Genomic DNA, 24421 nt, shown 5'->3' on the forward strand with positions numbered 1-24421 from the left:
CATTGCGAGAGTTAGGTTCTGAGCCTTTAGCAAATCGCGAAACGCACATTCGGGCGTTCTAAACCAGCTGACATTGGTGATTTTGGATCGAAAACAGCGCCCTACTTCACACCGGCAACCTTCAATTTTAGGTTTCAGCGAAAATCTTTCAGAAAGAAATCCTTGCTTCTCCGATAGTTTCAATAAGCGGGGTTAGATGAGATTTGTAGTTTAGCCATTTTTCCTTTGAGGACTTGTACAGCGGCTGGCGCACTTGCTGAACGCTGGCGGTACGAACTCGCCGCGCATCTTTGTGAAATTCAAGGCAGCGATCATCCCATTCAAGACCACAAAAGGCGATCAGGCGACGCGCTTCAAACTCAATGTTCTCGACCAGGTTTTCATAGTGAACGGTGTGAAAACTGCCCGACGGAAGGATATCATTCCAGTGTTGCATGACGCGAACATAGGCGTTGAAGTACCGGCCCAGCTCGACCTGGTCATAGCTGTGATACTGGCTGCGCTGAAAAACCCGTGTGAAACAGGACAGGCACGTATCCATTGGATTGCGCGCGACATGCACGATCCGTGCGTTGGGCATGATCGCGTGTATCAGACCAACCATCAGAAAATTCGCAGGCATCTTATCGACGATAAACGGTTTACCAGGCGCGTGCGCGTCAAGCTGCTGGATATATTGTTGGGCGCGTTTCGAAATCTCGTGATCCGGCAGAGCGGCGATCAGACTACCCGTCTTCTTGTTTCCACCACGCAGCTGATCGGTAAACAGCTTGTGCATATAGCTCAACTCTCCGGCCCCAAAAACGTAGGGGTGGCTGGCGAGGATCGACTCGGTCAGCGTGGTTCCAGATCGGGGCATACCAACAACAAAGATCGGCTGGCTGCTATCTACAGAACTTTGGCGGAGCTTTTGGACCAGCTCTGGCGTAAACATCGAAATCAGATCGTCGGCGGTTTCCTCGATCTGGTCCGCGTCAAAATCGATAATGCTGCGCTTTAGTGCGGCCCCTTTTGCAAAATGCTCAAAAGCGCTGTCGTAGCGCTTGAGGTCCTCATAGCATTTCCCCAAAGCGTAGTGATACGAAACCGATTGTTCGGGCGGCAACTTGTCGACCCCGGGCAACGCGGCCACAAGAGCCTGAAAATCAGGGTTGTCTTCGGCAACCTTGTCCAACCTGACCAACGCGATCTGCGCATTCAGACGCGCCTTGTCCCTTTCAGCCGCCTTATTGAACCAACTGCGGGCGGCGTCAAAGTTGCCGCGCTCCATCTCCAGATGCCCCAATGCGATCATCGTGGCCGAAAAATCTGGTTTTAGTTCAAGGGTCTTTTCGTAATTGGCAAAACCGGCCTCAAGGTCGCCAAGGTGCGATTTGCAGACGGCTATATAGTGATACGCAGGTGCGTGGCTGGGGTCTAAGCGCTGCGCTTTTTCAGCCTCGACAAGGGCAAGTTCATGCAGGTTTTTCTCGGTCAGAACCTGTGCAAGCCCGACATAGGATTCGGGCTTCTTCTCATCCAGCGAAATTGCATTCCGAAAACAGCGTTCGGCTTCGTCCCATTCGCACTGCAAAACGTGTAACCGTCCCCGATTGCGATGCAACTCTGCGGAAACATGTCCCTTGCCAAGGTAATCATCTGCCAGCTCTGTGGCCTCTTCCGACTGTTCAGCTTCGATCAATACGGAAATGAGGTTGTTGACACTCTCCAGATAGCCCGGGCGCAGGTCCAGCACCCGGCGGTAGAATGAAATTGCCCCTTCTCTGTCCTCGTTGTCGCGCGCGATCGATCCCATATTGTTCAACGCCGCAATCAGATCGGGGTTTAGGGCCAACGCTCTTTTCTGACAGGCTTCGGCTTCGGACAGTTCACCCATATCATAATAGGCCAACCCAAGGTTTGAATGCGCATTTGCAACCCCCGGAGCAAGCTGAACCGCACGTTTACCGACCTTGAGTGCTTCTTCAGGTTTTCCGTTCGTGCGCAATACCTCGGTAAAATTTGACAGGAACCCGGCATTGTCTGGCTGCAATCGGATCGCTTCGCGCATGGCATTTTCGGCAGGTCCGGTCTGACCGGCTTGAAACGCAATTACGCCAAGCAGTTGATGCGCAGGGGCATATTCGGGCGCAGCCTTGAGGACTTGGTTCAGAACCTTGACAGCTTTGTTCAATTGCCCTGTTTCAAATGCCTGAACACCTTGGTTATAGGCTTCTCCGATAGACAAAGTCTGGTTTTTTGGCATTCACGTAGCTCCGGGCTGGCGCATGATAGCAACCTGATACCAAGCGCCGTCAAATTGCCACATTGTGTTGCAGTTTTCCTACGAATTTCCAACAGCAATAGATCATCTTATGCAATGCAAAATTGGTGGATTGCATATATGTTAACGACTTTTTAACAGTTCATAAGCGGAGCCGATCGCGAATACGCGGCAAGCTTCGACAAAAAAAGACAAAAAAAATCTAACGGGATAGTAAATGTCTAAAAATGGGTCGGGGGTGAACGCCCCCAAGCTCCGTGGGGGGCGTCTTTTCAAGTGGAAAGGCCAAATTGTGAGTGCGGCTCCTGCTGCGTTGCTGGCACAGGTATCGATGGTTGCACTGACTGCCGGGGACGTACATGCGGATACGATCTCGAATGTGGTGACGACGCCTCAGGTTTTCGCAACCGATGCGGATCACGAAGTGACAGCAAGCGGCGCGATTGAGATTACATCTTCGACGGCCGCCGCCCTGACGATCACTACGGATTACTCAAGCACGTTTACCAATAACGGGTCGATTTCGGTCACTGCCACCGACACGGATACGGCGACGGGCCTGCGCCTGGATGGCGGCCTGCTTGAGGGCGGCGAACTGGTGAACAACGGCTCCATATCGCTGGATATTACGGGCTCTGACCCTCAGGATATTTATGCAATCCAGGTCAATGGTGATGTCGCCGGTTCGATCGTGAACAACGGCACCATAGAGGTCGATGTGCAATCGACTGATGGGGACATCGAAGCTTGGGGTATCTATGTCGACGGAGACCTTACAGAGACCGGCGAAATCTTGAACACCGGCACGATAAGGGTCGATGGGCTTATCAACACCTCCGCGGGAAGCACCGCATCTATCTACGGTATCGCCGTTGATGGCGACGTTGGCGGCTCCATCCGAAACACGGGCACAATCGATGTACGCGCCAGATCCTTCGCCGACGATTACGCCTATGCCTGGGGCATCTATGTCGAGGATGACCTGCTAGAGACCGGTGAGATTGTGAACTCGGGCACCATAAAATCGGTTGCCATCACCACCGTTGACAGTACTGCATCTGCATTCGGGATTTTCGTTGATGGCGATGCGTCCGGTGTGATCTTGAACACGGGCACTCTGGACATTTTCGCATCTGCTCCAACGACCTATGAAGCGATCGCCTATGGCATTGCTGTCGATAGCGATCTGTCCGGCCGAATTGAAAACAGCGGTACGATCAAAGTAACTGCCTTGGCGGTTGAATCCGACGCTTCGGCATATGGTATCTTCGTCGATGACGATATGCTGGAAGGCGCAACCATCATCAACAGCGGCACGATCACTGCATTCGCAAGTGCCGATACCGATGATGAGGCCTATGCAGGCGGCTTTTACCTCGAAGATCTGGTTGAAGGCACCGTAATCAACTCGGGTACGATCACCGGGACCGCGCTTTCTCTAAATACCGGTGACGAGGCGACAGCTTCGGGCATGTATATTGGCGATGACGTTTCGGGAACGGTCACCAACTCGGGGACCATGACCTTGCGCGCCGAGGCTGCCGAAGACTCGGCAACTGCCGCAGGCTTTTATCTGACAGACAATCTGAGCGGCACCATCACAAACTCGGGCAATATCACGGCCACCGCCATCTCGCGGGATACCGAGGCCGAAGCCTACGGCGTATACGTCGACGAAATCGCAACCGGAGACATCTCGAACTCGGGCAATATCACGGTCACCGCCCAGGGTGGGATGGATGGCGGTGGACTATCGCCGGACCAATCAACGGCAATCGGTATCTACGCCAACGACATGCAGGGATCGTTCTCGAACACCGGACAGATCACTGTTCATGGGACCGGTTCTGCCGGGACACGTGCTGCCGGTATCCAATTCGACAACTTTGACGGCACGATCGACGGCCTGGGAACCATCCGGGTTTCCGGCAATGACGAAGTTTATGCCGTTTATCTCGGGACGGGTTCGGGCACGCTTAACGCTGACACCAATGATGATGTCGACGGCGTCATACGGGTCGACGCGCACAACGTAAATCTCGACGCGCAGGGCGGCAGCGCTGTGTTCAACTTTGAAGACGCCACGCCCGGAGCGGGTGTTTTCACGACCACCGTGTCCGAAGAGGGCTCTGTCTGGTTCGTGCAGGATGAGGGCGGAGCAGCACCGATATATGCTGCTGTAGATGCTGATGATTTTGCGGTTTCAGGCGACGTCGTCGCCTTTTACGGCAGCGTCGTAGGCAGCAGTGGCAACGCGCTGAACTATGCACCGTCAGAGCAAGTTGCGCAGGGGTTCACCTTTGCGGGCTTCAGGCCATTTGCGATGATCGACGCACAGTATCGAGAGTTCGACCCTGAAACCGGCAGCGATCTGGACGTATCGCTTTTCAGCGGCAGCGCCGGGATTTCCGGCCAGATGGACAACGGCATTGCGTTGGCTGTTGGCATGGGCGTGTTCTCGGCGGACGGAGATAACGAGTCCGCGGACTTTGACACGACCGGCTTTTTTCTTGACGCCGCCGTGGGTCGACAGATTGGTGCCTATACGCTTGAAGCTGGGTTTGGCTATGGCTGGCTCTCGACAGACCGCACCCGTCAAATCAATGGCAGCGATGATGCTAATGCCGATTATGACAGCAGGCTGTTGACAGCGCATATCGCGGTCGAACGCGGGTTCGACGTCAGTGGTGATTTCGGGCTGCTCGGATTTGCGAACGCGCGCTATACCAACCAAAAGGACGATGGTTACACCGAAACACGCTCAAGCGCCAACGCCACGGTCGGAGATGTCACCACCGAAGTCATCGAAGCCCAACTGGGTGTAGAAGCTGAAAAGCAGTTCGGTAATGGCGGTATCCTAAGCGGGCAGCTCAGCGGTGTTCTGCGGCGCGATCTGGGAACAACGGATGCTGATGTGACCGTATTCTCATCGACTCAGTCGCTGATCTTTGCATCTACCGACTTCACCGGCGCTCGTGTCGCGGTTGGCTACGAGCAAGATATTGTTGAGGACATTCAGCTTGAACTGAATGCCGAACAAGAAATCGGCAGCGACGCCCAGGGCCCCTTCTTGCGGGCGGGACTTCGCTGGTCGTTCTAAAAAATCTCCGCGGCACCCGGGAGGGTGCCGCGGAATTCCAATTGGTCGAACTCACGCATTGCGGATAGAGCATCATTCGCTTCAACTGCTTCGACACAAGTCACTTAGTCTTCTGCATCCCATCTCAATTCTTTGGCAGGAACTACTGCGCTTCCCATGATCTTTATGAATGCAGCCTCTATGTCCTTTTTATGCTGGTCACGAAAACCCAAGTTCGAATCCGGACCACTATCTTCTGCCAACATCACCCATTCAGAAAATTCACTTGCAGCTACGTTCCCATATTCAGGAATGAAATGCGCTACATGTATCGGTTTCCCATCAACGACACCTCCGCAATAGCCATAGCGGACGCAGACGAAATCCATCAGTTCATCAAAACGATTTTGGGGCATTTAGCATTCTACACGCTAGAGCTGTCGTGTGGCGCTAGATGAGCGCAGATTAATTAGTGTAGCTTGTCAAAATCGCAGAGAACCGCTGAACGTAAAGGGCCGTTTTCCCAGGCTGTGTTGCAAAGTACGGGCTCGAACCGAACATTCGCTGCGCCGATCATATATGACCGCTCCCTTGCTCGCACAATGTCAGCGAGAACAGCGATAAATACCTACAACAAATTCTGGGAATAGGTTCAATGGTCAGGAGCTTGCCCTGATGTTCCCCGTGCAACCAAGGTCGCGGAATACTCAAAATGACGGACTGGCAGTTCGGGTGTTCGCATTCGGTCCAGAAGGATTTCAGCCGATCGCGTGCCTAGTTTCTTTGGGTTGATTGCCATGATTGAAAGGCCCGGCGTCGAAACGGCCGTGTCTTCGATATCGCCGAACCCCTGTCGAACCTCGACGCGCTGTTGCGGATGGAAATGCGTGCCGAGTTGAAGGGGGTTCTGGCCGAAAGCAAAACCACTGCCACTTACGTGACTCACGATCAGGTCGAGGCCATGTCCATAGCTGACCGGATCAGTGTCATGCATCAGGGCAAAATTGTTCAGGCAGCCTCACCCATCGAGGTATATCGGGATCCAGCGGCCGAGTTTGTGGCCAGTTTCATCCGCGATCCGCCAATGAATTTCCTTCCGGCTGAGTCTTCGGGCTCTGGTCGCTGGACAGTTGCAGGGCAATGCCTTGAGGGCCCAGCCAGCGGCAAAAACCTGAAATGGGCCATTCGCCCGGAAGATTTGCGCGTTTCGGATCAGGGCTTTGGCGCGGGCCAAGCTTGTGGAGCCATTGGGCGCGCATATGCTGGTGACGTGTGACGTGGAAGGGCACCAGTTCCGCGCGGTACTGGACAGTGAGCTTAGCGTGAAGCCCGGCGACGTTCTCACCCTGGCGCCGCAAGAAGGCCAGGGACGCTGGCTTAGCTATTATGTTCTGGATGTCAGGCTACGATCCGATCTGGATCGGTTCATTCTTTGCGACGTTCACCATGCCGTTCTTTCTGATGGTGCTGGCCGGAGCTTTGGTCATTTCCCGAACCTCGAAGAACCTGCCGGTGATCCAACTTATCAACCTGTCTGCCGTAGCTTGGGTAGTCTACCAAATTTCCGCGCGCGGCGGTTTCACGACCCCAAGTGAATACGTTGCCGTAGGACTGGCCTTGTTTGGCGCGATCACCATGTAATGGTACATCCACATCTTCTCGAACTATGGCCGCAAGCCGAACGTTGCCATTGTGAAAGGCCAAGCGTTATCTGAATTGCCGCTGCAACGGCTGGACGAAACACACACGACCTCCGCGTCCTTTACAGGCGAACAAACACTGCTGGTGTTTTTTCGCGCCATCTGGTGCCCTTTCTGCATGAACCAGCTCAAAGAGGTGAAGGCAAAGGCGGGTGTGAAGGTAAAGTTCATCCCTAACCAAGGCATCAAGAATTCCGAGAAACTGGCAAAGAATCTGATGTTACCGGCCCATTTCGAGATCCTTCAGGACAACGGATTGGCTGCCGCCAAGACCCTGGGTATCGAAGATTTGGGTGGAGCACCGTCTGAGATGCCCGGTTACCCTAGCGATACTGTCAAAGCGATTGTCATCGCACTGGATGAAGATGGCACAGTGATCTTCGGCAATGAGACCGACAACTATCGCATTCGCCCTCATCCCGACACGTTCCTGCACGTCTTCGAACCGCGCGGCAGCGTTCAGGCCTTCTCGGCGGCATAAGCGTCGCAACGAACAAAAACAACGCGCGCCTACGCGGTGCTGCTGCCCAACCAGACATTAGGTTTGGACAGTTTCTTCAGGACAGTGGTGATGCGCAAACAATCAGAAAAAGTGGTGCGGGTGGAGGGACTTGAACCCCCACGCCTTGCGGCGCCAGAACCTAAATCTGGTGCGTCTACCAATTTCGCCACACCCGCACGACCGGCCTTGAGCGCCGGATTGACGTGCTCAATAACAAAGGCTGCGACCGAGTGCGAGAGGGAAATTGGCTTTTGGCAAAGATTATTGCCCCCTTATTGGCGACAATCTTGGCGAGGCTGATCGTAATACCCGGCGCGCAGAATCCAAGCCTCTGAGGGTTCGTGAGCAGACTGAATCGGGCCAATAGTCCCAATTTATTGAATGTTTGGAACTTAGATCCCTGGCGAAAATCAGTACGACAGCATTTGATCCCTCAATTGGTCGTCCTACCAATAGTTGACGATTCATGCACATTAAAGATGGCCGAAAAATTACACTCGCTTACGTTGAGTTATCTGATTGAAAGATGGGCGCACCTAACACGGTTGCTTCGATCATCGCACCGGGAGGGTCGGAAAGCCGGCTCGTAGATAAAATCTCTCTTCTAATTTATATTGTTATAAAACAATATATTATCCGCCACTCCCTTAAGAGAATTCATCCTACAATCAACGCCTTGCTCAGCTATGGCGCCTTGATCCTTCAGTGTCGAAATTCTTCTTACTCGGCCATGAGTTGAGCGATTGTAGGGGTTGCGACCATATTTGCGCCACAATTCAAACGCCAAAAAATCTTATTCGCGTCAAAATAACACCGCCTTGCCAACAATTATGGAGAGCGGGAATTAATGAGTCTTTTTGCCTTCGGGCAAGTACGAGTTTCTTTTTTGCTCAACTCGAACACGAGGATCTTAACCGTGACCAATATGATGAACGCTGCTTCTGCCGAGCAAGACGCCATTGGTCTTGCCCGTGAAAGTTTTCTTGGTGAACTGAAGTCCTTGAACCGGAATCATCCGAACACAGGCTTCGGCGTGTCATTGCGTACGCATTCGGGGGGTCACTACCTGTTGGCCAACTCGCGCATGCCGTTGCCCCGAACGAAATCAAAAAGTTTTCCGACCGGGCGTCGCCTGGCTCTGCTGGAAAACAGTGAACAGTTCAGCGAGATCGAAGTGCTTGCCGATTCTCAAGCTTATGAAACGATCTCACCCGGTGACGAGGCCGATATTCTGGGCACTGCGCTGAATCTGATCGCGCGTATCGACATCATGACCAGCTCTCATGACGGTCAGGACCACAATCCCATCGCTGCCACTGGAACCGGAGGCTGACCATGGCCCGAAACGACCATCTTCTGTCCGTAGGAAATGAGGCGCTGACGCCGATGACTTCGGCCATGACTGCCCTGTCTACGCAGATCGACCAATTGACAGAGGTGGCAGATGCGCGATCCTCGGCGCGGCTTGCAACGCTAAAGACGAAGATGGAGAATTTTACGGCCAGTGTGACACTGGTTGGGCAGGTCAAGGCTGGCAAATCCTCGATCGTGAACATTCTGGCCGGGCGCCCCGCCCTACTGCCGTCGGATGTGAACCCGTGGACCTCGGTCGTAACCACGCTGAACATCAACACCCGCACGGAAGGCGACAAAAAAGCCAAGTTCACCTTCTTCGAACAAGAAGAGTGGGACAACCTGATGGTCGGCGGTGGCCGATTGGGAGAACTGGCCAATCGCGCCGGGGCCGATGATGAGATGGAAGATATTCGCCGCCAGATCGGCGAGATGAAGGCCAAATCCGAATCCCGCCTGGGCCAGCATTTTGACCTGATCCTGGGACAAAGCCACCAGTATGACTATTTCGACGACGAACTGATCCAGCGCTATGTCTGTCTGGGCGATGACGAAGACCCGGATATCAACCCCAAGACCGGGCGTTTTGCCGACGTCACCAAATCTGCGGAACTGTTCATGGACATTCCGCAATATCCGATTTCGCTGAAACTCTGCGATACACCCGGCGTGAACGATACGTTTATGGTGCGCGAACAGATCACGCTGCGCAGCCTGCGCGGGTCCGAGGTTTGCGTTGTTGTTCTGGCCGCCAGCCAGGCGCTGACCACCATGGATATGGCGCTGATGCGGATCATCGCACAGTTTGAAAACCGCCAGATCATCCTGTTTGTGAACCGCATCGACGAATTGTCAGATCCGGTCAATCAAGTGCCGGAAATCCGCGACCGCATTCAGGACACGCTGAAACAGAATAATATCGACACGAGCACAAGCGTTGTGTTCGGCAGTGCCCTTTGGGCCGAAGCCGCCCTGACCGGCAATCCCGACATTCTGACAGAAGAGTCGCGGCAAGCTCTGAATACCTTCTATTTGGCAGCAGGGTTTGGTGATCAGGCCCCGTCGCTGGATAAAATCTGGGCATTGTCGGGTCTTCCCGATCTGCTACTGGCGATGAATGAACGGATCGCTGACGGAGCGGGTACTCGCCTGTTGGATCGCGTCCGGCATCGCGCCCGCAATATCGCCAGCCAGATTCGGGCGACGGCTGTGGCCAAGAACCTGTCCGACGGCCAAGGGGTCGTGCGGGATCTGGATGGTGTGTCCCCCGAAGAGGCAATCGCCAAGGTTGCTGAGGAATACGATAAGAAGGCTGCGGAACTGACGACCGCCTTGCGCGACAAAGTGCTGGAACGTCTGAAATCGGCCGAGGCGAACTTTGTCAAACGCGCAACGGACTCTTTGATTTCGCATCTCGAACAGAATGGCGAGGAAGGCACCTGGCAATATGACCCGGCGGGTCTGCGCACATTGCAGAAAGCGGCCTATTTCAGCTTTGCCCGCGCGATGCGCAAAGAGGCAGGCGCGCTTTACAGTACCGCCGCGGCGGATGTCGAAGCGCTGTATCAGAAGCTTTTGGGCAACCATCTGGGTGAATTCAGCATCGAAGCCCCAATCGTCCCTCGCGTACCTCCGCCACTGGGCATCGGGCGCACCATTGCGCTGGACCTGCAAAGCACATGGTGGCGCCGCTGGTGGCAACGCCGCAAAGGGTTCGAAGCATACGCTGCCGATTATACGCGCCTGATCGCATCCGAGGCGAACTCGATCACCAAGGACCTTGAGGAAAATCAGATCGCTGCGGTTCTGGAAAATGTCCGGGCCGGGTTGTCTGACTTCCTGCGCGAGCAGGCCGAGACCCTGTTGAACATCTCGGCCTCAGCCGAGCAAGACCCAAGCCAGGCCGCGCTTATGGCCGGTATAGCACCCAAGAAATCGCGCGACGATATCCTGGGTGACATCCTGAAAGATCTTAGTAACGAGGCAGCATAAGTAGCGATATGGCAAAAGACACACAAACCCGCTTCGTCTCTCCTAAGGCATGGGAACGCATCGAGCAGTGGTCCCGACGCAAACCGATCTTTGCGCTGATGGGAGAGTTCAGTGCAGGAAAATCGACGCTGATGAACTTTTTGCTGCGCTCGCACGCGCTGCCAACGCAGGTCACGGCCACGCAACTGCCCCCCGTCTGGTTCAGTTGGGGAAAAGGTTCGGCCTATGTGCAGCGCCACGATGGTAGCCGCGAGAACATTACGCTGGACCAGCTTGATACCGTAGGAGTCAACGACGTTCAGTTCGTTCGCATTTTCCTTGAATCCGACATTCTGGAAGCGGTGGACCTGATCGACACCCCCGGCATTTCCGACCCGAAAATTTCCAGCGATGTCTGGCGTCGCGCGGTCGGGCAAGCCAATGGCGTTCTGTGGTGTACTCATGCAACCCAAGCCTGGCGCGAGACCGAGCGGGCGACATGGGTGTCTTTGCCCGAACGGTTGCAGCATAACTCGCTGCTGTTGGTGACCCGCGCAGATGTGTTGGGCCAGAAAGATCGCCAAAAAGTGCTGCGCCGCGTGAACCGCGAAGCCGGTCATCTGTTTAACAGATCAATCCTGTTCTCGGCTCGTGACGCGATCACGGCGCGGGACAAAAGCGGTGACGCCGAACTGTGGGCCCGCAGCGGTGGCGGCAAGATGGTCGACAGCTTCCTCGAAATCACCGAACAGATCATGGACAACCGCGCTGATATGCTGGCGCGTTACCAGATCGACAACAGCCTGTCAGGCGACCTTCGTGTTCAGCCAATTCGCCCCAAGCGAAAGGAAGAACAGGCCGACGAACCGGCGCCGTTGAAACTGGTCGACCCCGTATCCGAATCCGAGGCGGGTGGCGCAGACGAAGTGGTCACCAACTTCCCAATTCGTCCAACGCGTGTCGAGCGCCGCGCCGAGGATACCGACCGGGAAGAACGCATCGATGCGGCCGAGGCCGAGCGCCTACGCGCCGAAATGGTGGCGGAAAAGCAGGATGCTGAACCCGTCCAGGACGCCCAAGAGGACGAGCTGCGCGCCTTTTTCCGCGACACACCGGATACCGGCCTGAACCTGTCCGAACACGTGCGGGGTTTCGACGAGGAAGACTCGTTCGATCTGCTGGATGATGACGAATTGGACGAAGATGACGATATCAACCTGTTGTCTGACCCCGAAGTGGACAGCCCTGCCGAAGAACTGGCCGCTTCGGACCCGATCCTTCCCTCGCCAGAAAGCGAGTTGGCAGACACGTCCGAGCAGAGTGAGAGCGCCGAACAAGCACCGGAAGACCGTCGCGCCGATGTCTCGGTGTCATCAATTACGGCTTTGCTGGCGGAACAGGCGAAAGGCGCAGATGATGAGTATGAGCCCGAGCCCGAATCCAGTGGTCTTGTGGACATGCAAGTTGTGCCACTGTCCAACGGTGCTGCCCCTGACGAGGCAACCCCGGCCGCAAAAAACGGCGAAAAACTGGAAGACTTGCTGAACGTACCGGCAGGAAAACCGCTGAGCGCGGCATCCATGTGGCGCGACATCACTGCGGATGAGGATTTGCCGGACGACGCTGAAGGCATGAAAAATGTGTTCGACGCGTTCCTCAAGGAATTCGACCAGATCGCAGCCGAACATTACGCACGTCAGGCCAAGGATTCGATGCATACGGTTCCGAACGCTTCAAAAAACGGCGGGGCGGAATTCCATGTGTTGTGACCCGAAGCGCAGGTAGCAAGCGATGACAATAGAAGCCGCATTGAACACCGCGATGGACACCATACCCGACTGCATTGCAGCCGGGTATGTCGATATGGAAACGGGGATGTTGCTGGCGACCAACACCTTGGACACAGACAGCGCGGACGTTCTGGACACTTTGGCCATTGCCGTGGCTAACCTGTTTCAGGGTCGCGGCGTCAAAGCCTTTGAGGAATTGTTGCGCTCGGCCACAGCAGAAGAGTCGGATAGTCCGGGATTTGGGGAAATCGCGGTGTTTTCGAACGATCGGCTGCACATCTTTCTGCGGACCCGGGAATATCCCGATCACGTGGTCTGCTACATCTGTCACAACAGCGCCAATGTCGGGTTGGCGTTGACTAAATCGCATCTCAGCCTGGGGCCGGTAGCGGCTGCAGTTTAGACCGGACCAGAGGGGGGTCACGGCATGATGGACACGGACATACTTGATCTGCTCGACGATATCGGTCGCGCATCTGTCGCCCGCCTGAATCCGGCGGTGACCGTACCAGGCGAAACTGCCCAGGCGCGGCGCGAAAAGGTTTTGCGTACCATTCGCGGCACCATCCTGCCCCGTCGGTTGGAATTCACCGCCGCCAACGGCGATTGCCTGGCGATTGAGGTCAACAGCTCTCGGGTGACGGATGTGTTTCGCGTGCAATCCGGTATTGCCCCGGATTTCGAAACGGAATCGCGTGAGGATCTGGCCGTCAAACTGGCGCAGCTGGTCACGGACATCGCCTGTGCTCCTGCTCCGCTTGAGCTTGTTTCCCTGCAACCAGACACGGCGCTTGAGGCGGATGACGTTGGCATAACCTACAGCGAGATCGAAACCGCCTGTGAAAACATAGAAGTGCCGCCAGAGCCGGTTATTTCCATTGTTGCGGATGCCGACCCGAACGAAATAGCATCCGCCGATGAAGCTTTGGAAAGCAAAGAAAACGACACTCTTGCGCAGCGTTTCTATGACGGGTCCGAGCGGTTTGCACAGGGGCGTGTTCTGGCAGCCGGGGCCGACGGGGCAGCACTGCAAATGGCAGGTGATTGCCAAGAAAATGGATCATTACACCCCGATTCTGACCTGCTGGCCCTCTTTGCCCGCGATCTTGCTGGTTGGAATGGCGACAGCGCCGCCGTGATGGACCATCCGCAATTGATTGTCATGCGCCCTTCGGGTGGCAAAGACGCCGGGCTGGCAATCCTGAACGATGGTAAAAACCTGGCAATGGCCGTACACGAGGCGCGCAAGCTGGGTGCCGTCGTCAATCTGTGGACCAACCTGAAGAGGCCGGGCGGATGATTTCGGCCATAACATTCAATTTTTCGACTAATTCTATCCGTGATTACAAGTTACCAGGGTAAAGTTTATGAGTGAGAACAACCGTCGCGAGTTAATCCGTATTGCCGATGACATGAACGGCACCTCTAATGAAGAGACCCGCCAGTTCATTTCGCGAATTGTCAGCGACCTGACGAATCTGAAACCTTCGATTGCCTTTGTCGGGCAGATCAAGGCCGGCAAATCCCGTTTGATCAACGGCTTCACCGGGCAGGCCGAATACCTGCCGTCGGATGTGAACCCGTGGACGACGGTGATTACCGATATGCATTTCGGCCACCCATCGGGACGCACCGCAGGGGCCGAATTCCACTTTTTCGACAACCGCCAGTGGCAAGCGCTGATCGCCGAAGGCGAAGAGCTGCGCAACATGTTCCCCGATGACGAGGACAGCTATAAGCGCGAAATGATCGAAGAGCAGGTCGAGGCGATGAAAACCCGCGCCAAACTGCGTCTGGGTGAAAGCTATAAACACCTGCTGGGTCAGCATCACGATCTGGATGACCTGAATTCAGACGATCTGGCGCGCTATGTCTGTGCCGGGGATGATCCAACCGAAGAGGGTGAGCACGACCCTGGATCAGATCGTGGTCTCTACAGCGACATCACCCGCAAGGCCGAGGTCTATTTCGACATCGGCCACTTCCCGTTCCCGCTGACGGTGACGGACACGCCGGGCGTCAACGACCCACTGCTGATCCGCGAGGAGATCTCGCGCCAGTACCTCAAGGAATCCGACTTCTTTGTTGTGGTTCTGTCTGCGCATCAGGCCCTGTCACGCGCCGATCTGAAACTGTTCCGCCTGATGCAGGCGCTGGAACTGGGTCAGATCGTAGTCTTCATCAACCGCGTCGACGAATTGGGCGGTGGAGCCGAAGATGCGGGCAAGGTCCGGGCCGATGTGATGGACGGTCTGGAAAAAGCACTTGGCAATTCGGATATCGATGTGCTGATGGGCAGCGCCCAGTGGGCGCACTATGCGCTGACCGGGGACGAAACAGGTATCAACCATGATGAGGTCCTGGCCTGGCTGCGCGCGCATCCGGAACAAATGAAGCAATATCTGGACGGGGTCGAAGAAATCAAACGCGGCTCGGGCCCGATCAGCCGCGAAGGCGTCTTGCGGTTTGCCGCCATGATCGCTTCGGGCTTGCCAGACCTGCGCCGTCACGTGACTAGTGCGCTGACCGAGGGACCGCGCAATGAACAGCTGCGAATGGCTTGGCAGCACCTCAACAGTTTTGCCCAAGGCGAGCTTGAGCGCAGCAAGGCCCATCTGCGCGTCATCGAAGAGGAAATCAGCCCTGCCCCCGACAGCGGTGACGAGAATAGTAAGACGCTCGCCGATCTGCGCACACTAGTAACGCAAAAAACCTCGGAAATCGTCAATGACATGGACGATGTTCTGGCCAATCTGCGCGGGGTCATGGACGATACCGTGGCCGAGTCTGTCTCGGCTGTGGTTCGGGGACCGAATGGCGACTCACCCCTGCTTGCTAAGGGTGGGGATACCGAACTGAACTTCACTCCGCTGCGCGACCGAATGCGCGAGTTGGTTCAAGGGGCCACGCAAGTGGTGCGGCAGCGGATGCTGAGCGAATTGTACTCGATTGACATGCAAAGCAATGCCGCCTTGCGCGCCCTGCCCGGCTGGCAAGACCCAAGCGACAACCGCATGAATACCAGTGCCGTGCGCTGGTTCCGCCCGGATACCACAGCTCTGACCCGCGGCATTACGGTTGAACTGCGGGTCAGCTGGCTGTCGCGTCTGATTTCACGCAAAAGCGTTGTCGCCCGCGCCGAACGCATGATCGTTCAGGAATTCGAGATGATCGGCGATGATCTGGTAGACACCGCCCGCAGCGATTTGTTGGAGCGCCTGAACACCGTTTTGGATCACTATCTGGCCTTGCTGGCCGGGCATCTTGAACATCGCATTGGAAGCGGCGAGACCAATGAGCGCACCGAGGCTCAAATGGCCTTTGATCAGGCACAGCGCATCGTGGCAGAACTAAGCGCCGTATTCGGTGCGGATGACGTAGACAAATTACTAGCAGAGGCGGCGGAATGATCGAATTTCCCGGAACCGAACAGGAAGTAAGACAACTTGAACGCTTTCTGACCGTGACCGAAAACCTGACAGCCGATGAGGCACTGGGCGATATGCGCGATAGAGCGCTGGCCCATGCCGAACGGCTGTCCAACGCGGTCAACATCGGTTTTGCCGGGGAATTCGGGGCTGGCAAGTCCAGCCTTGCCAACATGTTGGCCGGGGCCGATATCCTGCCCACCGGGCCACAACACCTGAAATTGCCACTGGTTATCGTCGCCTATTCCGAAACTCCGGAAACCACCGTGGGCTGGTGGGATCGTGAACCCAAGGTTTATTCCGGCATCGCTCTGGAAAAAGCAGCCGCGGATGAACCCGATTTCATTTCGGTTGGGCTGAACACCCCTGCCCTGCAGGAAATCTCTTTGTTCGATCTGCCGGGAACCGGCGCGCTGGACGACAATTACAAAGAGACGCTCGATCTGCTGAAATTTGTCGATTGTGCGATCTGGTGTACCAACGGGACCAATGCCTGGCGTGAAACCGAACGGCATCTGTGGGTACAAGTCCCGCAAGAGCTGCGCGCCAATAGTCTGCTGGCCGTCACCCACACCGATCTGCCGCATGTCAGCGAAGCACTGGATCGGGTTCTGTCGCGGCTCAACAAGGAAAAGGGCGATTTGTTCCGCTCGGTCGTGCCTATTGGCACGCCGGTTGCCGTCCGCGCCATGGCGCAGGAGCCCGAGCCCGATTTTACCCTGTGGGAAACTTGTGGTGGCCAAAATCTGGCGGAACAGGTTTTAGAGATCGCATCCGCCCGCCGTCTAGCTGACCTTGAAGCCGCACAGGCAGACCTGAAACAGGACTTTCTGCCCTTTCTGGAAACGCTGGACCTGCCCGAGGCCGAGCCGCAGCCGGCCGACACTGCCTCGATGCATGCCACGCTGGAATCCGCACTGCCGCCGCTTGAAAACCCGATCCTCGAGGACTGGCTGGCCGCAATTGCCAGCATCTACGAAGACCTGCGTGAATCGTCGGATATCGAACCGTCGGCCTTTTTGCATTCGTGCCAGGAAATCGTCGAAGATTTCGCCGAACGGTTAGAGCAGGGGGGCGAAATCGACCCCACGGCCGACTGGATCCCGGGCGAGTTCGAAAAGGCCACCGACCTGTTGTTGTTGTTGCAATTTGAAAGCGGTGACGCCCCCTTGAAGGACGCGATCAGCATTCTGGCACAGCTCAGCGATAACCTGGCCTGGGCAGGCAGCCGAGTGGATTCGGCGCAGCCAAAAACCGGAACCTGATAACTTCTCGTTAAAATTGAGTCGCGATACAGCGATTCGAATGCCCCAGAATCGCACCTAAAACTTTCTGACTCCGTTGACCAAGCGGAGACAAACAGTCGATCAGCTTGCATTTTGTGCAGGCTGTTTTTCAACATTTAGTGTCTCTACCTCACCGAAATACAATATGTAGTATTGACCCGAAAACGGTCCATAGTGAAGCCATGAGGCGGCCCCAATAAAGTCAAATTTGAAACGTCTAACCGTCTTAAGTGTCCTGCGGTTGTGTTTGGTTGTGAGTTCGAGGGCGATTTAGCCCAGTTAAATAAACCGCAAAACGATCAGAACGGGCGGAAAGAAATGAGCCACAACCAGGCGGTCGGTGCATCGCACGACGAACCGAAAATTGAAGGACTTCAACCCGGCGCAAAACTACTGCGCGGTCAGTATGAAATCCTGCGTTTCCTAAGCAATGGCGGCTTTGGGATCACCTATTTGGCCCGCGACAGCCTAGAGCGTGACGTGGTGATCAAAGAGTGCTTTCCGGGTGCCTTGTGCCGTCGCAATGGCGACACGGTCGAACCCGCCGATCCTGACCACAAGGACGATCTGCGCGCCATCATTGATTTGTTCATTCAAGAGGCACGCAACCACGCGCGTCTGGTGCATCCCAATATCGTAGACGTCCACCAGGTCTTTGAAGACAACAACACCGCCTATATCGCGATGGATTTCATCAAGGGATGCGATCTGTTGGATTACGTTGAGAACTCCGACAACAAGGCCGGGCCGGATTTCATCGTACAGGTGACCGAAAGGATGTTGTCTGCGGTGGCCTTCATCCACCAAAGCGGCATGCTGCACCGGGATATCTCACCCGACAATATCCTGATCAACGAGAACGGCGATCCGGTGCTGATCGACTTCGGCGCCGCGCGCGAGCAAGCGGCACAGCAATCCGCGGCTCTGTTGACCCTGCGGGTTATCAAGGACGGTTATTCCCCCCACGAATTCTATGTGCGTGGCGCCGATCAAGGCCCCAGCAGTGACCTCTATGTGCTGGCCGCCACGCTGTATCACGCCATCAGCGGAGAACGCCCAATTGATGGTCAGACCCGCCTGAACGCATTCAACAATGACCAGGACGACCCATACTCTCCATTGGCTGGGCAGTTCAAAGGCTACCCGGATGGGTTCCTTGAAGCGATCGACAAGGCGATGGAGGTTCACGTCACTGACCGCCTGCAAAGCGCGTTGGATTGGTTGCGCATGTTCCGCGGTCCGGGCGTGATGTTCGATACGTTCGACTATCGTCCGGTTTCCGTCATCGTTGCGATGGACCGTAAGGATGATGAGGTTGAAAAAGCCCGGATCAAAGCCGAAAGCGAAAACGCCGAGGCGGTGGTCACCGCACTACTGGCTGGCAACGCAGATCTGGCTCTGGGCAACGAAGATAAAGACGACGATGAACTGGCCAAGTTCACGTCCAAGGAAGACACGGCCGTCGCCGTTGACACTGTGGTTAAAAGTGGATCAGGCGGCAGCGGAAAACTGGTTGCGGGCATTGCCGTTGTTGTGGCCGGTCTGGCGGCGGGCGGATACTTCCTGATGACCAGCGAAAAACCGGAACCCGCACAGGACATTGCAGTTGTGGCCGAACCCGCAACGACCGAGGCCACCACCCCAGCAACAACCCAGGTCGAAACTGAAACGGCAGCACCTGTCGAGCAGACTGCTGATACCGAAGCCCCTGTCGAGCAAGCGGCCAACACCGAACCTACGCCGGAACCAGTTGAACCGGCGCCCGTTACGGCAGAACCGACGCCAGAGCCTGTCGAGCAGACACAGGCCCCCTCGGCTGACACACAAGAGGCCCAAGCCCAGACAGCCGAAACTTCACCCGCGGTGGTTTCGTCGGGAACCCCTGCGGAAACGCAAGTTGCCTTCTCGCATTGGGATGTCGAGATTCCGTTCCAGTTCTCGCGACGTCGTGTATCCACCGGCAGCATCATCGCCGTTACCGGTGTTGACCCGGCACAAGACATGTCGGTGATCGGCGATTGGGTCACGCGCGGCGCTGCGATCTATACGCTGAATGGCAAACCCATCCGCGAGAATGCAAGCTTCGCCGCGCATGTTCTGGATGATCTGTCCGTTGATCCTGACGGGTATATCCGTGTGACCGCGCGTTATCGTCCGCTGGGCAAGACCTTGGCCCAGAACGGCTTGCTGGCCCTGCCTGCCATCCGTGTGATCGGTTTGGAAAACGGCATTGGCTTTACCGTCCGCAATGAAGACGGTCAGGGCTGGAAGGCGACTGTAACGAGCACCCCCACCGACACGGCGGGAAGCCTTCGGGCTGGTGACGTTCTAATCTCGGAAGCGCAAACCGGGGCCATCCTGAACGAAGAAGAAAGCCTGGATGCCCTGCTGGAAGCTCTGGTTTCGGACAATCTCACGCAGGCCCGACTGACCGTGCTGCGCAACGGGGCCGAAGCTGAGGCCGTGATGCAGCTAGCGCAGGAGTAATCTGACCGGTTCGAAAGTGATCTGCCGCAAAGTGAAAACGAAGGGTGGTGCCTGGAAATCCGCCACCCTGACGGGGACCGGCCCGTCGCGGCAGAAAAAAGTTGGTTTGATTTCCAAATTGTAAGTGCCGTTGTGCCGATGCGCGCAGAGGCGAGTAGCAGCCCCGCAGGACGAAAACCCTGTGTCAAAAAGCAAAGGTGTCGACACCATGTTCAAATATAAAAGCCCTCTCAGCCGGCTTCTCGAAGGTGCCGGCAAACCTAAAGAAGCAGAAACCGAAGTAGAAGTGGTCGCGGAAGAAGCCGCAGAGCCCGAGGCGGAAAAGCCCCAGCCGATTGCGGATTTCAACGCACTGCGTAACGCGCTGGCCGGTGGCAACATGTCGTCGGATTCCTACGAAGAAGCTGACGAACTGATCCCCGAAAAGGACATGCCTGAGTTTTCCGACGAGCCGGAAGAAGATGCCTCGGATGACGTCGTGGTGACCGAAGTGGTCGAAGAGGCCGAGGATAACATCTTCGAAACACCCGAAACCCAGCCCGAACCAGAAGAGCCGGTTGTAACCCTGCACATCGCCACCGACGAAGAGGTCGAGACGGAAGAAACCGCACAGGCCGAGGAGCCGCAGGAAGAGGCCATTCTTGAGGTTGTTGTTGAAACACTTGAGACCGCTCAGCCCGAGCCGGTTGAACCTGCGCAACCCGAACCAGTCGCTGAAATCGCGCCTGAACCAGAAATTACACCGGAACCGCCTCAGCCGGTTCAAGCGCCCGCCTCCGAGGACCGCCGTGGCCGCGTCAAGACCACGTTCCTTGGTTTTGAACGCGCCGACACGCACGTTCAGGAGATGATCGAAAGCGCAGAACCGGTAGCCAAGACCGAGACTGCGCAGGAAACCTTCCCTGTGGGTTGGCTGGTCGTAACCGCCGGACCGGGTCGTGGATCCTGCATCACCCTGACTGAGGGGCTGATGCAGATTGGCCGCAACGACGACCAGGCTATTCAACTGGACTTTGGCGACACCGGTATTTCACGCAGCAATCATGCGGTGATCGCCTATGATCCCGAAGACCGCAAATGCTATCTGGGTCACGGCGGCAAAGCCAACCTGGTCCGTCTGAACGGCAAACCGGTGCTGAGTACCGTTGCGCTGTCCAGTGGCGACCTGATCCGGATCAGCGAAACCTCAGTTCGATTTGCCGCCTTTTGCGATGACGGCTTTGACTGGCGGGATGCTTAATAGATGCTGGCGCAACCGGCATATGACATTGCTCTGATCCTGGAACAGGGTCAGCGCGACTCGCAGGAAGACGCGATCGCGGCGCGCATGTTCGATGCGGCCAATGCCAGCTATGTTGTCGTCGCCGACGGCATGGGTGGTCATGCGGCAGGCGAAGTCGCCTCGGATCTTGTGATTGCCGCCTGGCGCGAGGCCCTGGACGCTGAGCTTGAGTGCAATACCCCGACCGAAAGCGCGATAATCGACGCGTTGCCCTTGGCTGCCATGCAAGCCAATGCCGCAATTGCCGCGCGCTGCGAGGAAAACGGCGAGGGCCTCAACATGGGGTCTACCCTTTTGGGGGTGCTGTTGCTGGAACAGCGCGTGTTCTGGATTTCGATCGGCGACAGCCCGTTGTACCTGTTCCGCGACGGGGTGCTGCGCCAGATCAACGAAGATCACTCCATGGCTCCGGTCATTGACGCGCAGGTGGCCCAAGGCACTCTGACAGAGGCTGAAGCGCAGGTTCACCCGGATCGCAACCAACTGACATCAGTGGTCATGGGGGCCGAAATCCCCAAGGTCGATTGCCCGGAAGAGCCGCTGCACCTGACTGCAGCAGACGTGTTGATCCTGGGCAGTGACGGGCTGCAGTTCCTCAGTGACGCGGAAATTCAGACCATTGTGCAGGCCAACGCGCATGCATGGGCGCAGGACATCGCCGAAGCGTTGTTGCAGGCGCTTCACGCCAAGTTTGACCCCGATCAGGACAATGCCTCGATCGGTGTTGTGAAATTAACAAGAAACTAACCAAGGCAAAGATACAGGACCCATGAAAACCCATCTGTTCATATCCAGCCTGGCACTTGCTGCCGCGGCCGGAGCCGCCTCGGCGCAAGAGGCGTGCTCAACCTACGAAATCCAATCAGGCGACAGCCTGCGCGAATTGACGATCAATGTTTATTCGACCGAGGATTTCCGCATCATCTTTGATGCCAACCGCGACGTGATCGGCAACAACCCGAATATCATCCGCGTGGGCGACGTACTGACCCTGCCCTGTCTGGAAGATATCGGGCGTGCGCGGGAAGTTCCGCAAACGGAAGCAGAAGCCATGGCAGCCGAGATGGCAGCCGAACTGGTCGCAGCAGCCGAAAAGCGGGCAGCTAAAGCAATAGCCGAGGCCGAAGCCCGCGTAGCAGAAGCCGAGGCCGAAGCCAAAAAGACAAGCGAGGACGCGGTGGTTGCAGCCAAAGCCGCGGCCCGCGAAGAAATCGAAGCCGCCCGCGCCGAGGGTGCCGCACTGATCCGCGACGCGGATGGCGGGATCCGCCCCGATATTCGGGATCGCCAGTTGCTGCTGATCACCGGCGGCAACTATGCGCCGTTCACAGATGAGGCCCTGCCCCATCGCGGCCTTTATACAAATCTGGTGGAAACCGCGATGCTTCGGGCCGCACCCGAGCAGGCCTACAAGATCCAGTTCGTCAACGACTGGTCCTCGCATCTGGACCTGCTGATGCCGACACTGGCCTTTGACGGCACCTTCCCCTGGTCGCGCCCCAATTGCGAAACGGCCGAAGCCCTCTCGGAAAATGACCGCGCGCGGTGCGAGACTTACAATTTCTCGAACCCGTTCTATGAGGTTGTGGACACCTTCTTTGCCCGCGAAGGCTCGGGCTATGAACAGACGCTGACCTATGCCGATTTTGCGGGCACCACGATCTGCCGCCCTGAGGGTTGGTCACTGTCGCATATGGATGCAGTGGGTCTTTATGAACCGGCGATCACGCTGATGCGCCCGGTGTCACCGGATGATTGCTTTCACGCGGTTATGGAAGGCACCGCCGACATCGTCGCGATCGAAGCTCACTTGGCCGTCGGTGCAATCAGCCGCCTGGGCTATGAGCATCGCATTCTCGAAAACCCCAACCTGGCGGCGATCAAGTCGCTTAACGTCATGACCCACAAAGATAATCCGGATGGGGAAGCGATCCTTGAGACGCTCAACCAGGGTCTGGCAATCATGCAGCAATCTGGCGAATGGCGTGACATCGTTTCGACCGCTCTGCGTCATCAAATGGAAAATGGCTAAGGCCTCAACCGGCCTGACAACTAAAAAGTCTGGAGGAAGTGGACATGTTTGAATTCAACCTGAAGAAAGTCGCGCTGTCGGCAACAGCCGTCACCGCCCTGAGCGCCGGAGCCGCCGCCGCACAAGAAGCCTGCACCAACTATACCGTCGCGGATGGCGACACGATGGCCACCATCGCCATCGCAGCCTATGGCACGTCGAACTATCAGCCGATCTTCAACGCGAACCGCAACCTGATCACCAACCCGAACGATCTGGCCCCTGGTCTGGTTCTTGCGCTGCCTTGTGAAGACGGCAGCCTGCCGAACGGTCAATCCGCTCAGGAAGTTATTGCGGCCGAGGAACAGCGTGCGGCAAGCGTCAAGCGTTCGAATGTCTATGCGCCGCCGATCAAGATGGTCGCGGGCAACGGATGGGAGCCATTTACAACTGAAACCCTGAACGGTGGCGGTATTATGACCCGTCTGGCAACAACCAGCCTTCAGCGTGCGGGCAACCAGCGCGAATACTCGGTCAGCTTTGTTGATGACTGGAGCTCGCACCTGGACACCCTGTTGCCGCTTGGGGCGTTTGACATCTCGATCGCATGGACCGTTCCGGACTGCACTAACCGCTCGTATGAGTGGTCTGAAGCTACCGAAGCCCGCTGCACGCAGTTTGTCGCATCAGTTCCTGTCTATGACATCGTGGGTGGCTTCTTCACACTGCCGGAAAGCGACTATGCAAGTGCGACTTCTTTCAAGGACCTTGAAGGCTCGACCATCTGCCGCATGGCAGGCTGGAGCATGGTGGTGCTTGAAGAGCAAGGCTTGAACCACAACAACACAACCGTGGTCCAGCCCAATACAGCCCGTGAGTGTCTGGATGCCGTATTGACCGGCACCGCAGATGTGGCGGCATTCGAAGTGGATCTGTTCGCATCGACAATGAATGACATGGGCTTGACCTCGGCTGACATCGTTGAAAACCCATATGTATCCACCTTGTCCTCGATGAGCTTCCTCGCGCACCGCACCAACCCGTTCGCACGCGAATACATTGCGATGATGAACAAAGGCCTGATTGAGATGCGTGAGTCCGGCGAGTGGTACGCGATCATCTCGGATACCCTGCGTGAGCAGAACGAAAAGCTGAACGCAGCGTCGAACTGATCTTTTAGTTCACCTGAAACCCTTAGGGCCGGTCTTAGGACCGGCCTTTTTTTGGTTTCTGGTACCGTTATTCGGTCAATTTCTTGGGGTTCAATTG

Annotated in this window: 19 protein-coding genes and 1 tRNA gene; 16 read left to right on the forward strand and 4 right to left on the reverse strand. The window is 56.3% G+C overall.

Going from position 1 to position 24421, the window contains the following annotated elements; translation table 11 throughout:
• Positions 1 to 148: 148 nt before the first annotated feature.
• Positions 149 to 2245, reverse strand: a complete 2097-nt coding sequence (locus tag ACR0LY_RS08300) for a tetratricopeptide repeat-containing sulfotransferase family protein (protein WP_480567114.1) — start codon at positions 2243 to 2245, stop codon at positions 149 to 151.
• Between the two features lie 310 nt (positions 2246 to 2555).
• Between ACR0LY_RS08300 and ACR0LY_RS08305 the strand changes: the two genes are divergently transcribed.
• Positions 2556 to 5363: an autotransporter outer membrane beta-barrel domain-containing protein gene (locus ACR0LY_RS08305; RefSeq protein WP_170349879.1), complete on the forward strand. Its 2808-nt coding sequence runs from the start codon at positions 2556 to 2558 to the stop codon at positions 5361 to 5363.
• A 104-nt stretch (positions 5364 to 5467) separates the two neighbouring features.
• On the opposite strand, the gene ACR0LY_RS08310 is transcribed toward ACR0LY_RS08305, so the two are convergent.
• Both ACR0LY_RS08310 and ACR0LY_RS08315 read right to left on the reverse strand, forming a co-directional pair.
• Complete coding sequence (locus ACR0LY_RS08310; protein ID WP_170349880.1) at positions 5468 to 5758, reverse strand: hypothetical protein; 291 nt, start codon at positions 5756 to 5758, stop codon at positions 5468 to 5470.
• A 236-nt stretch (positions 5759 to 5994) separates the two neighbouring features.
• Positions 5995 to 6336 carry a substrate-binding domain-containing protein gene (locus tag ACR0LY_RS08315; RefSeq protein WP_170349881.1) on the reverse strand — a complete coding sequence of 114 codons (342 nt, stop codon included), beginning with the start codon at positions 6334 to 6336 and terminating at the stop codon, positions 5995 to 5997.
• Between ACR0LY_RS08315 and ACR0LY_RS08320 the strand changes: the two genes are divergently transcribed.
• From ACR0LY_RS08320 to ACR0LY_RS08330, 3 genes are all read left to right on the forward strand, one after another.
• Entirely contained in the window at positions 6220 to 6618 is a 399-nt protein-coding gene (locus tag ACR0LY_RS08320; protein WP_480640838.1) for a hypothetical protein, read from the forward strand. The genes ACR0LY_RS08315 and ACR0LY_RS08320 overlap by 117 nt on opposite strands.
• A 119-nt stretch (positions 6619 to 6737) precedes the next feature.
• Positions 6738 to 6983 (forward strand): hypothetical protein, encoded by a 246-nt coding sequence (locus ACR0LY_RS08325; RefSeq protein WP_480640775.1) that lies wholly within the window; start codon positions 6738 to 6740, stop codon positions 6981 to 6983.
• A gap of 51 nt (positions 6984 to 7034) precedes the next feature.
• Positions 7035 to 7523, forward strand: a complete 489-nt coding sequence (locus ACR0LY_RS08330; protein ID WP_170349883.1) for a TlpA family protein disulfide reductase — start codon at positions 7035 to 7037, stop codon at positions 7521 to 7523.
• 112 nt (positions 7524 to 7635) lie between these two features.
• Here ACR0LY_RS08330 and ACR0LY_RS08335 read toward each other — a convergent pair.
• Positions 7636 to 7720: transfer RNA gene (locus ACR0LY_RS08335), tRNA-Leu, on the reverse strand.
• Between the two features lie 671 nt (positions 7721 to 8391).
• On the opposite strand from ACR0LY_RS08335, the gene ACR0LY_RS08340 reads away from it, so the two are divergent.
• The 12 genes from ACR0LY_RS08340 (at position 8392) to ACR0LY_RS08395 (ending at position 24324) form a co-directional block, all read left to right on the forward strand.
• Complete coding sequence (locus tag ACR0LY_RS08340) at positions 8392 to 8877, forward strand: hypothetical protein (protein ID WP_226689470.1); 486 nt, start codon at positions 8392 to 8394, stop codon at positions 8875 to 8877.
• 2 nt (positions 8878 to 8879) lie between these two features.
• On the forward strand, positions 8880 to 10889 hold the full coding sequence (locus ACR0LY_RS08345) for a dynamin family protein (RefSeq protein ID WP_170349884.1): 2010 nt from the start codon (positions 8880 to 8882) through the stop codon (positions 10887 to 10889).
• A gap of 8 nt (positions 10890 to 10897) precedes the next feature.
• Positions 10898 to 12637 carry a dynamin family protein gene (locus ACR0LY_RS08350; RefSeq protein WP_170349885.1) on the forward strand — a complete coding sequence of 580 codons (1740 nt, stop codon included), beginning with the start codon at positions 10898 to 10900 and terminating at the stop codon, positions 12635 to 12637.
• 22 nt (positions 12638 to 12659) lie between these two features.
• Positions 12660 to 13061, forward strand: a complete 402-nt coding sequence (locus tag ACR0LY_RS08355; protein WP_170349886.1) for a hypothetical protein — start codon at positions 12660 to 12662, stop codon at positions 13059 to 13061.
• Positions 13062 to 13085: 24 nt separating this feature from the next.
• Positions 13086 to 13958, forward strand: a complete 873-nt coding sequence (locus ACR0LY_RS08360; RefSeq protein WP_170349887.1) for a hypothetical protein — start codon at positions 13086 to 13088, stop codon at positions 13956 to 13958.
• 67 nt (positions 13959 to 14025) lie between these two features.
• Entirely contained in the window at positions 14026 to 16068 is a 2043-nt protein-coding gene (locus ACR0LY_RS08365) for a dynamin family protein (protein WP_170349888.1), read from the forward strand.
• Positions 16065 to 17351 (forward strand): dynamin family protein, encoded by a 1287-nt coding sequence (locus ACR0LY_RS08370; RefSeq protein WP_170349889.1) that lies wholly within the window; start codon positions 16065 to 16067, stop codon positions 17349 to 17351. Before ACR0LY_RS08365 ends, ACR0LY_RS08370 begins: the two co-directional genes overlap by 4 nt.
• Positions 17352 to 17690: 339 nt before the next feature.
• Positions 17691 to 19859, forward strand: a complete 2169-nt coding sequence (locus ACR0LY_RS08375; protein WP_170349890.1) for a serine/threonine protein kinase — start codon at positions 17691 to 17693, stop codon at positions 19857 to 19859.
• A gap of 208 nt (positions 19860 to 20067) precedes the next feature.
• Positions 20068 to 21099, forward strand: coding sequence for an FHA domain-containing protein (locus ACR0LY_RS08380; protein ID WP_170349891.1), 1032 nt, complete (start codon positions 20068 to 20070; stop codon positions 21097 to 21099).
• Between the two features lie 3 nt (positions 21100 to 21102).
• The gene (locus ACR0LY_RS08385; RefSeq protein WP_170349892.1) at positions 21103 to 21888 is read left to right on the forward strand and encodes a PP2C family protein-serine/threonine phosphatase; all 786 of its coding nucleotides are present in this window, start codon (positions 21103 to 21105) and stop codon (positions 21886 to 21888) included.
• 22 nt (positions 21889 to 21910) lie between these two features.
• Positions 21911 to 23173: a substrate-binding periplasmic protein gene (locus ACR0LY_RS08390; RefSeq protein ID WP_170349893.1), complete on the forward strand. Its 1263-nt coding sequence runs from the start codon at positions 21911 to 21913 to the stop codon at positions 23171 to 23173.
• 44 nt (positions 23174 to 23217) lie between these two features.
• Positions 23218 to 24324 (forward strand): transporter substrate-binding domain-containing protein, encoded by a 1107-nt coding sequence (locus tag ACR0LY_RS08395; protein WP_170349894.1) that lies wholly within the window; start codon positions 23218 to 23220, stop codon positions 24322 to 24324.
• Positions 24325 to 24421: the final 97 nt, after the last annotated feature.

This window comes from Ruegeria sp. BC5 (assembly GCF_056539205.1).

Excerpts from the sequence above, each read along its gene's own strand:
- ACR0LY_RS08370 (WP_170349889.1), top strand. The coding sequence starts at position 16,065 with ATGATCGAATTTCCCGGAACCGAACAGGAAGTAAGACAACTTGAACGC.
- ACR0LY_RS08380 (WP_170349891.1), top strand. The coding sequence starts at position 20,068 with ATGTTCAAATATAAAAGCCCTCTCAGCCGGCTTCTCGAAGGTGCCGGC.
- ACR0LY_RS08375 (WP_170349890.1), top strand. The coding sequence starts at position 17,691 with ATGAGCCACAACCAGGCGGTCGGTGCATCGCACGACGAACCGAAAATT.
- ACR0LY_RS08385 (WP_170349892.1), top strand. The coding sequence starts at position 21,103 with ATGCTGGCGCAACCGGCATATGACATTGCTCTGATCCTGGAACAGGGT.
- ACR0LY_RS08355 (WP_170349886.1), top strand. The coding sequence starts at position 12,660 with ATGACAATAGAAGCCGCATTGAACACCGCGATGGACACCATACCCGAC.
- ACR0LY_RS08350 (WP_170349885.1), top strand. The coding sequence starts at position 10,898 with ATGGCAAAAGACACACAAACCCGCTTCGTCTCTCCTAAGGCATGGGAA.
- ACR0LY_RS08310 (WP_170349880.1), bottom strand. The coding sequence starts at position 5,758 with ATGCCCCAAAATCGTTTTGATGAACTGATGGATTTCGTCTGCGTCCGC.
- ACR0LY_RS08300 (WP_480567114.1), bottom strand. The coding sequence starts at position 2,245 with ATGCCAAAAAACCAGACTTTGTCTATCGGAGAAGCCTATAACCAAGGT.
- ACR0LY_RS08395 (WP_170349894.1), top strand. The coding sequence starts at position 23,218 with ATGTTTGAATTCAACCTGAAGAAAGTCGCGCTGTCGGCAACAGCCGTC.
- ACR0LY_RS08365 (WP_170349888.1), top strand. The coding sequence starts at position 14,026 with ATGAGTGAGAACAACCGTCGCGAGTTAATCCGTATTGCCGATGACATG.
- ACR0LY_RS08390 (WP_170349893.1), top strand. The coding sequence starts at position 21,911 with ATGAAAACCCATCTGTTCATATCCAGCCTGGCACTTGCTGCCGCGGCC.
- ACR0LY_RS08340 (WP_226689470.1), top strand. The coding sequence starts at position 8,392 with ATGAGTCTTTTTGCCTTCGGGCAAGTACGAGTTTCTTTTTTGCTCAAC.
- ACR0LY_RS08320 (WP_480640838.1), top strand. The coding sequence starts at position 6,220 with ATGGAAATGCGTGCCGAGTTGAAGGGGGTTCTGGCCGAAAGCAAAACC.
- ACR0LY_RS08345 (WP_170349884.1), top strand. The coding sequence starts at position 8,880 with ATGGCCCGAAACGACCATCTTCTGTCCGTAGGAAATGAGGCGCTGACG.
- ACR0LY_RS08360 (WP_170349887.1), top strand. The coding sequence starts at position 13,086 with ATGATGGACACGGACATACTTGATCTGCTCGACGATATCGGTCGCGCA.
- ACR0LY_RS08325 (WP_480640775.1), top strand. The coding sequence starts at position 6,738 with ATGTCAGGCTACGATCCGATCTGGATCGGTTCATTCTTTGCGACGTTC.
- ACR0LY_RS08315 (WP_170349881.1), bottom strand. The coding sequence starts at position 6,336 with ATGCATGACACTGATCCGGTCAGCTATGGACATGGCCTCGACCTGATC.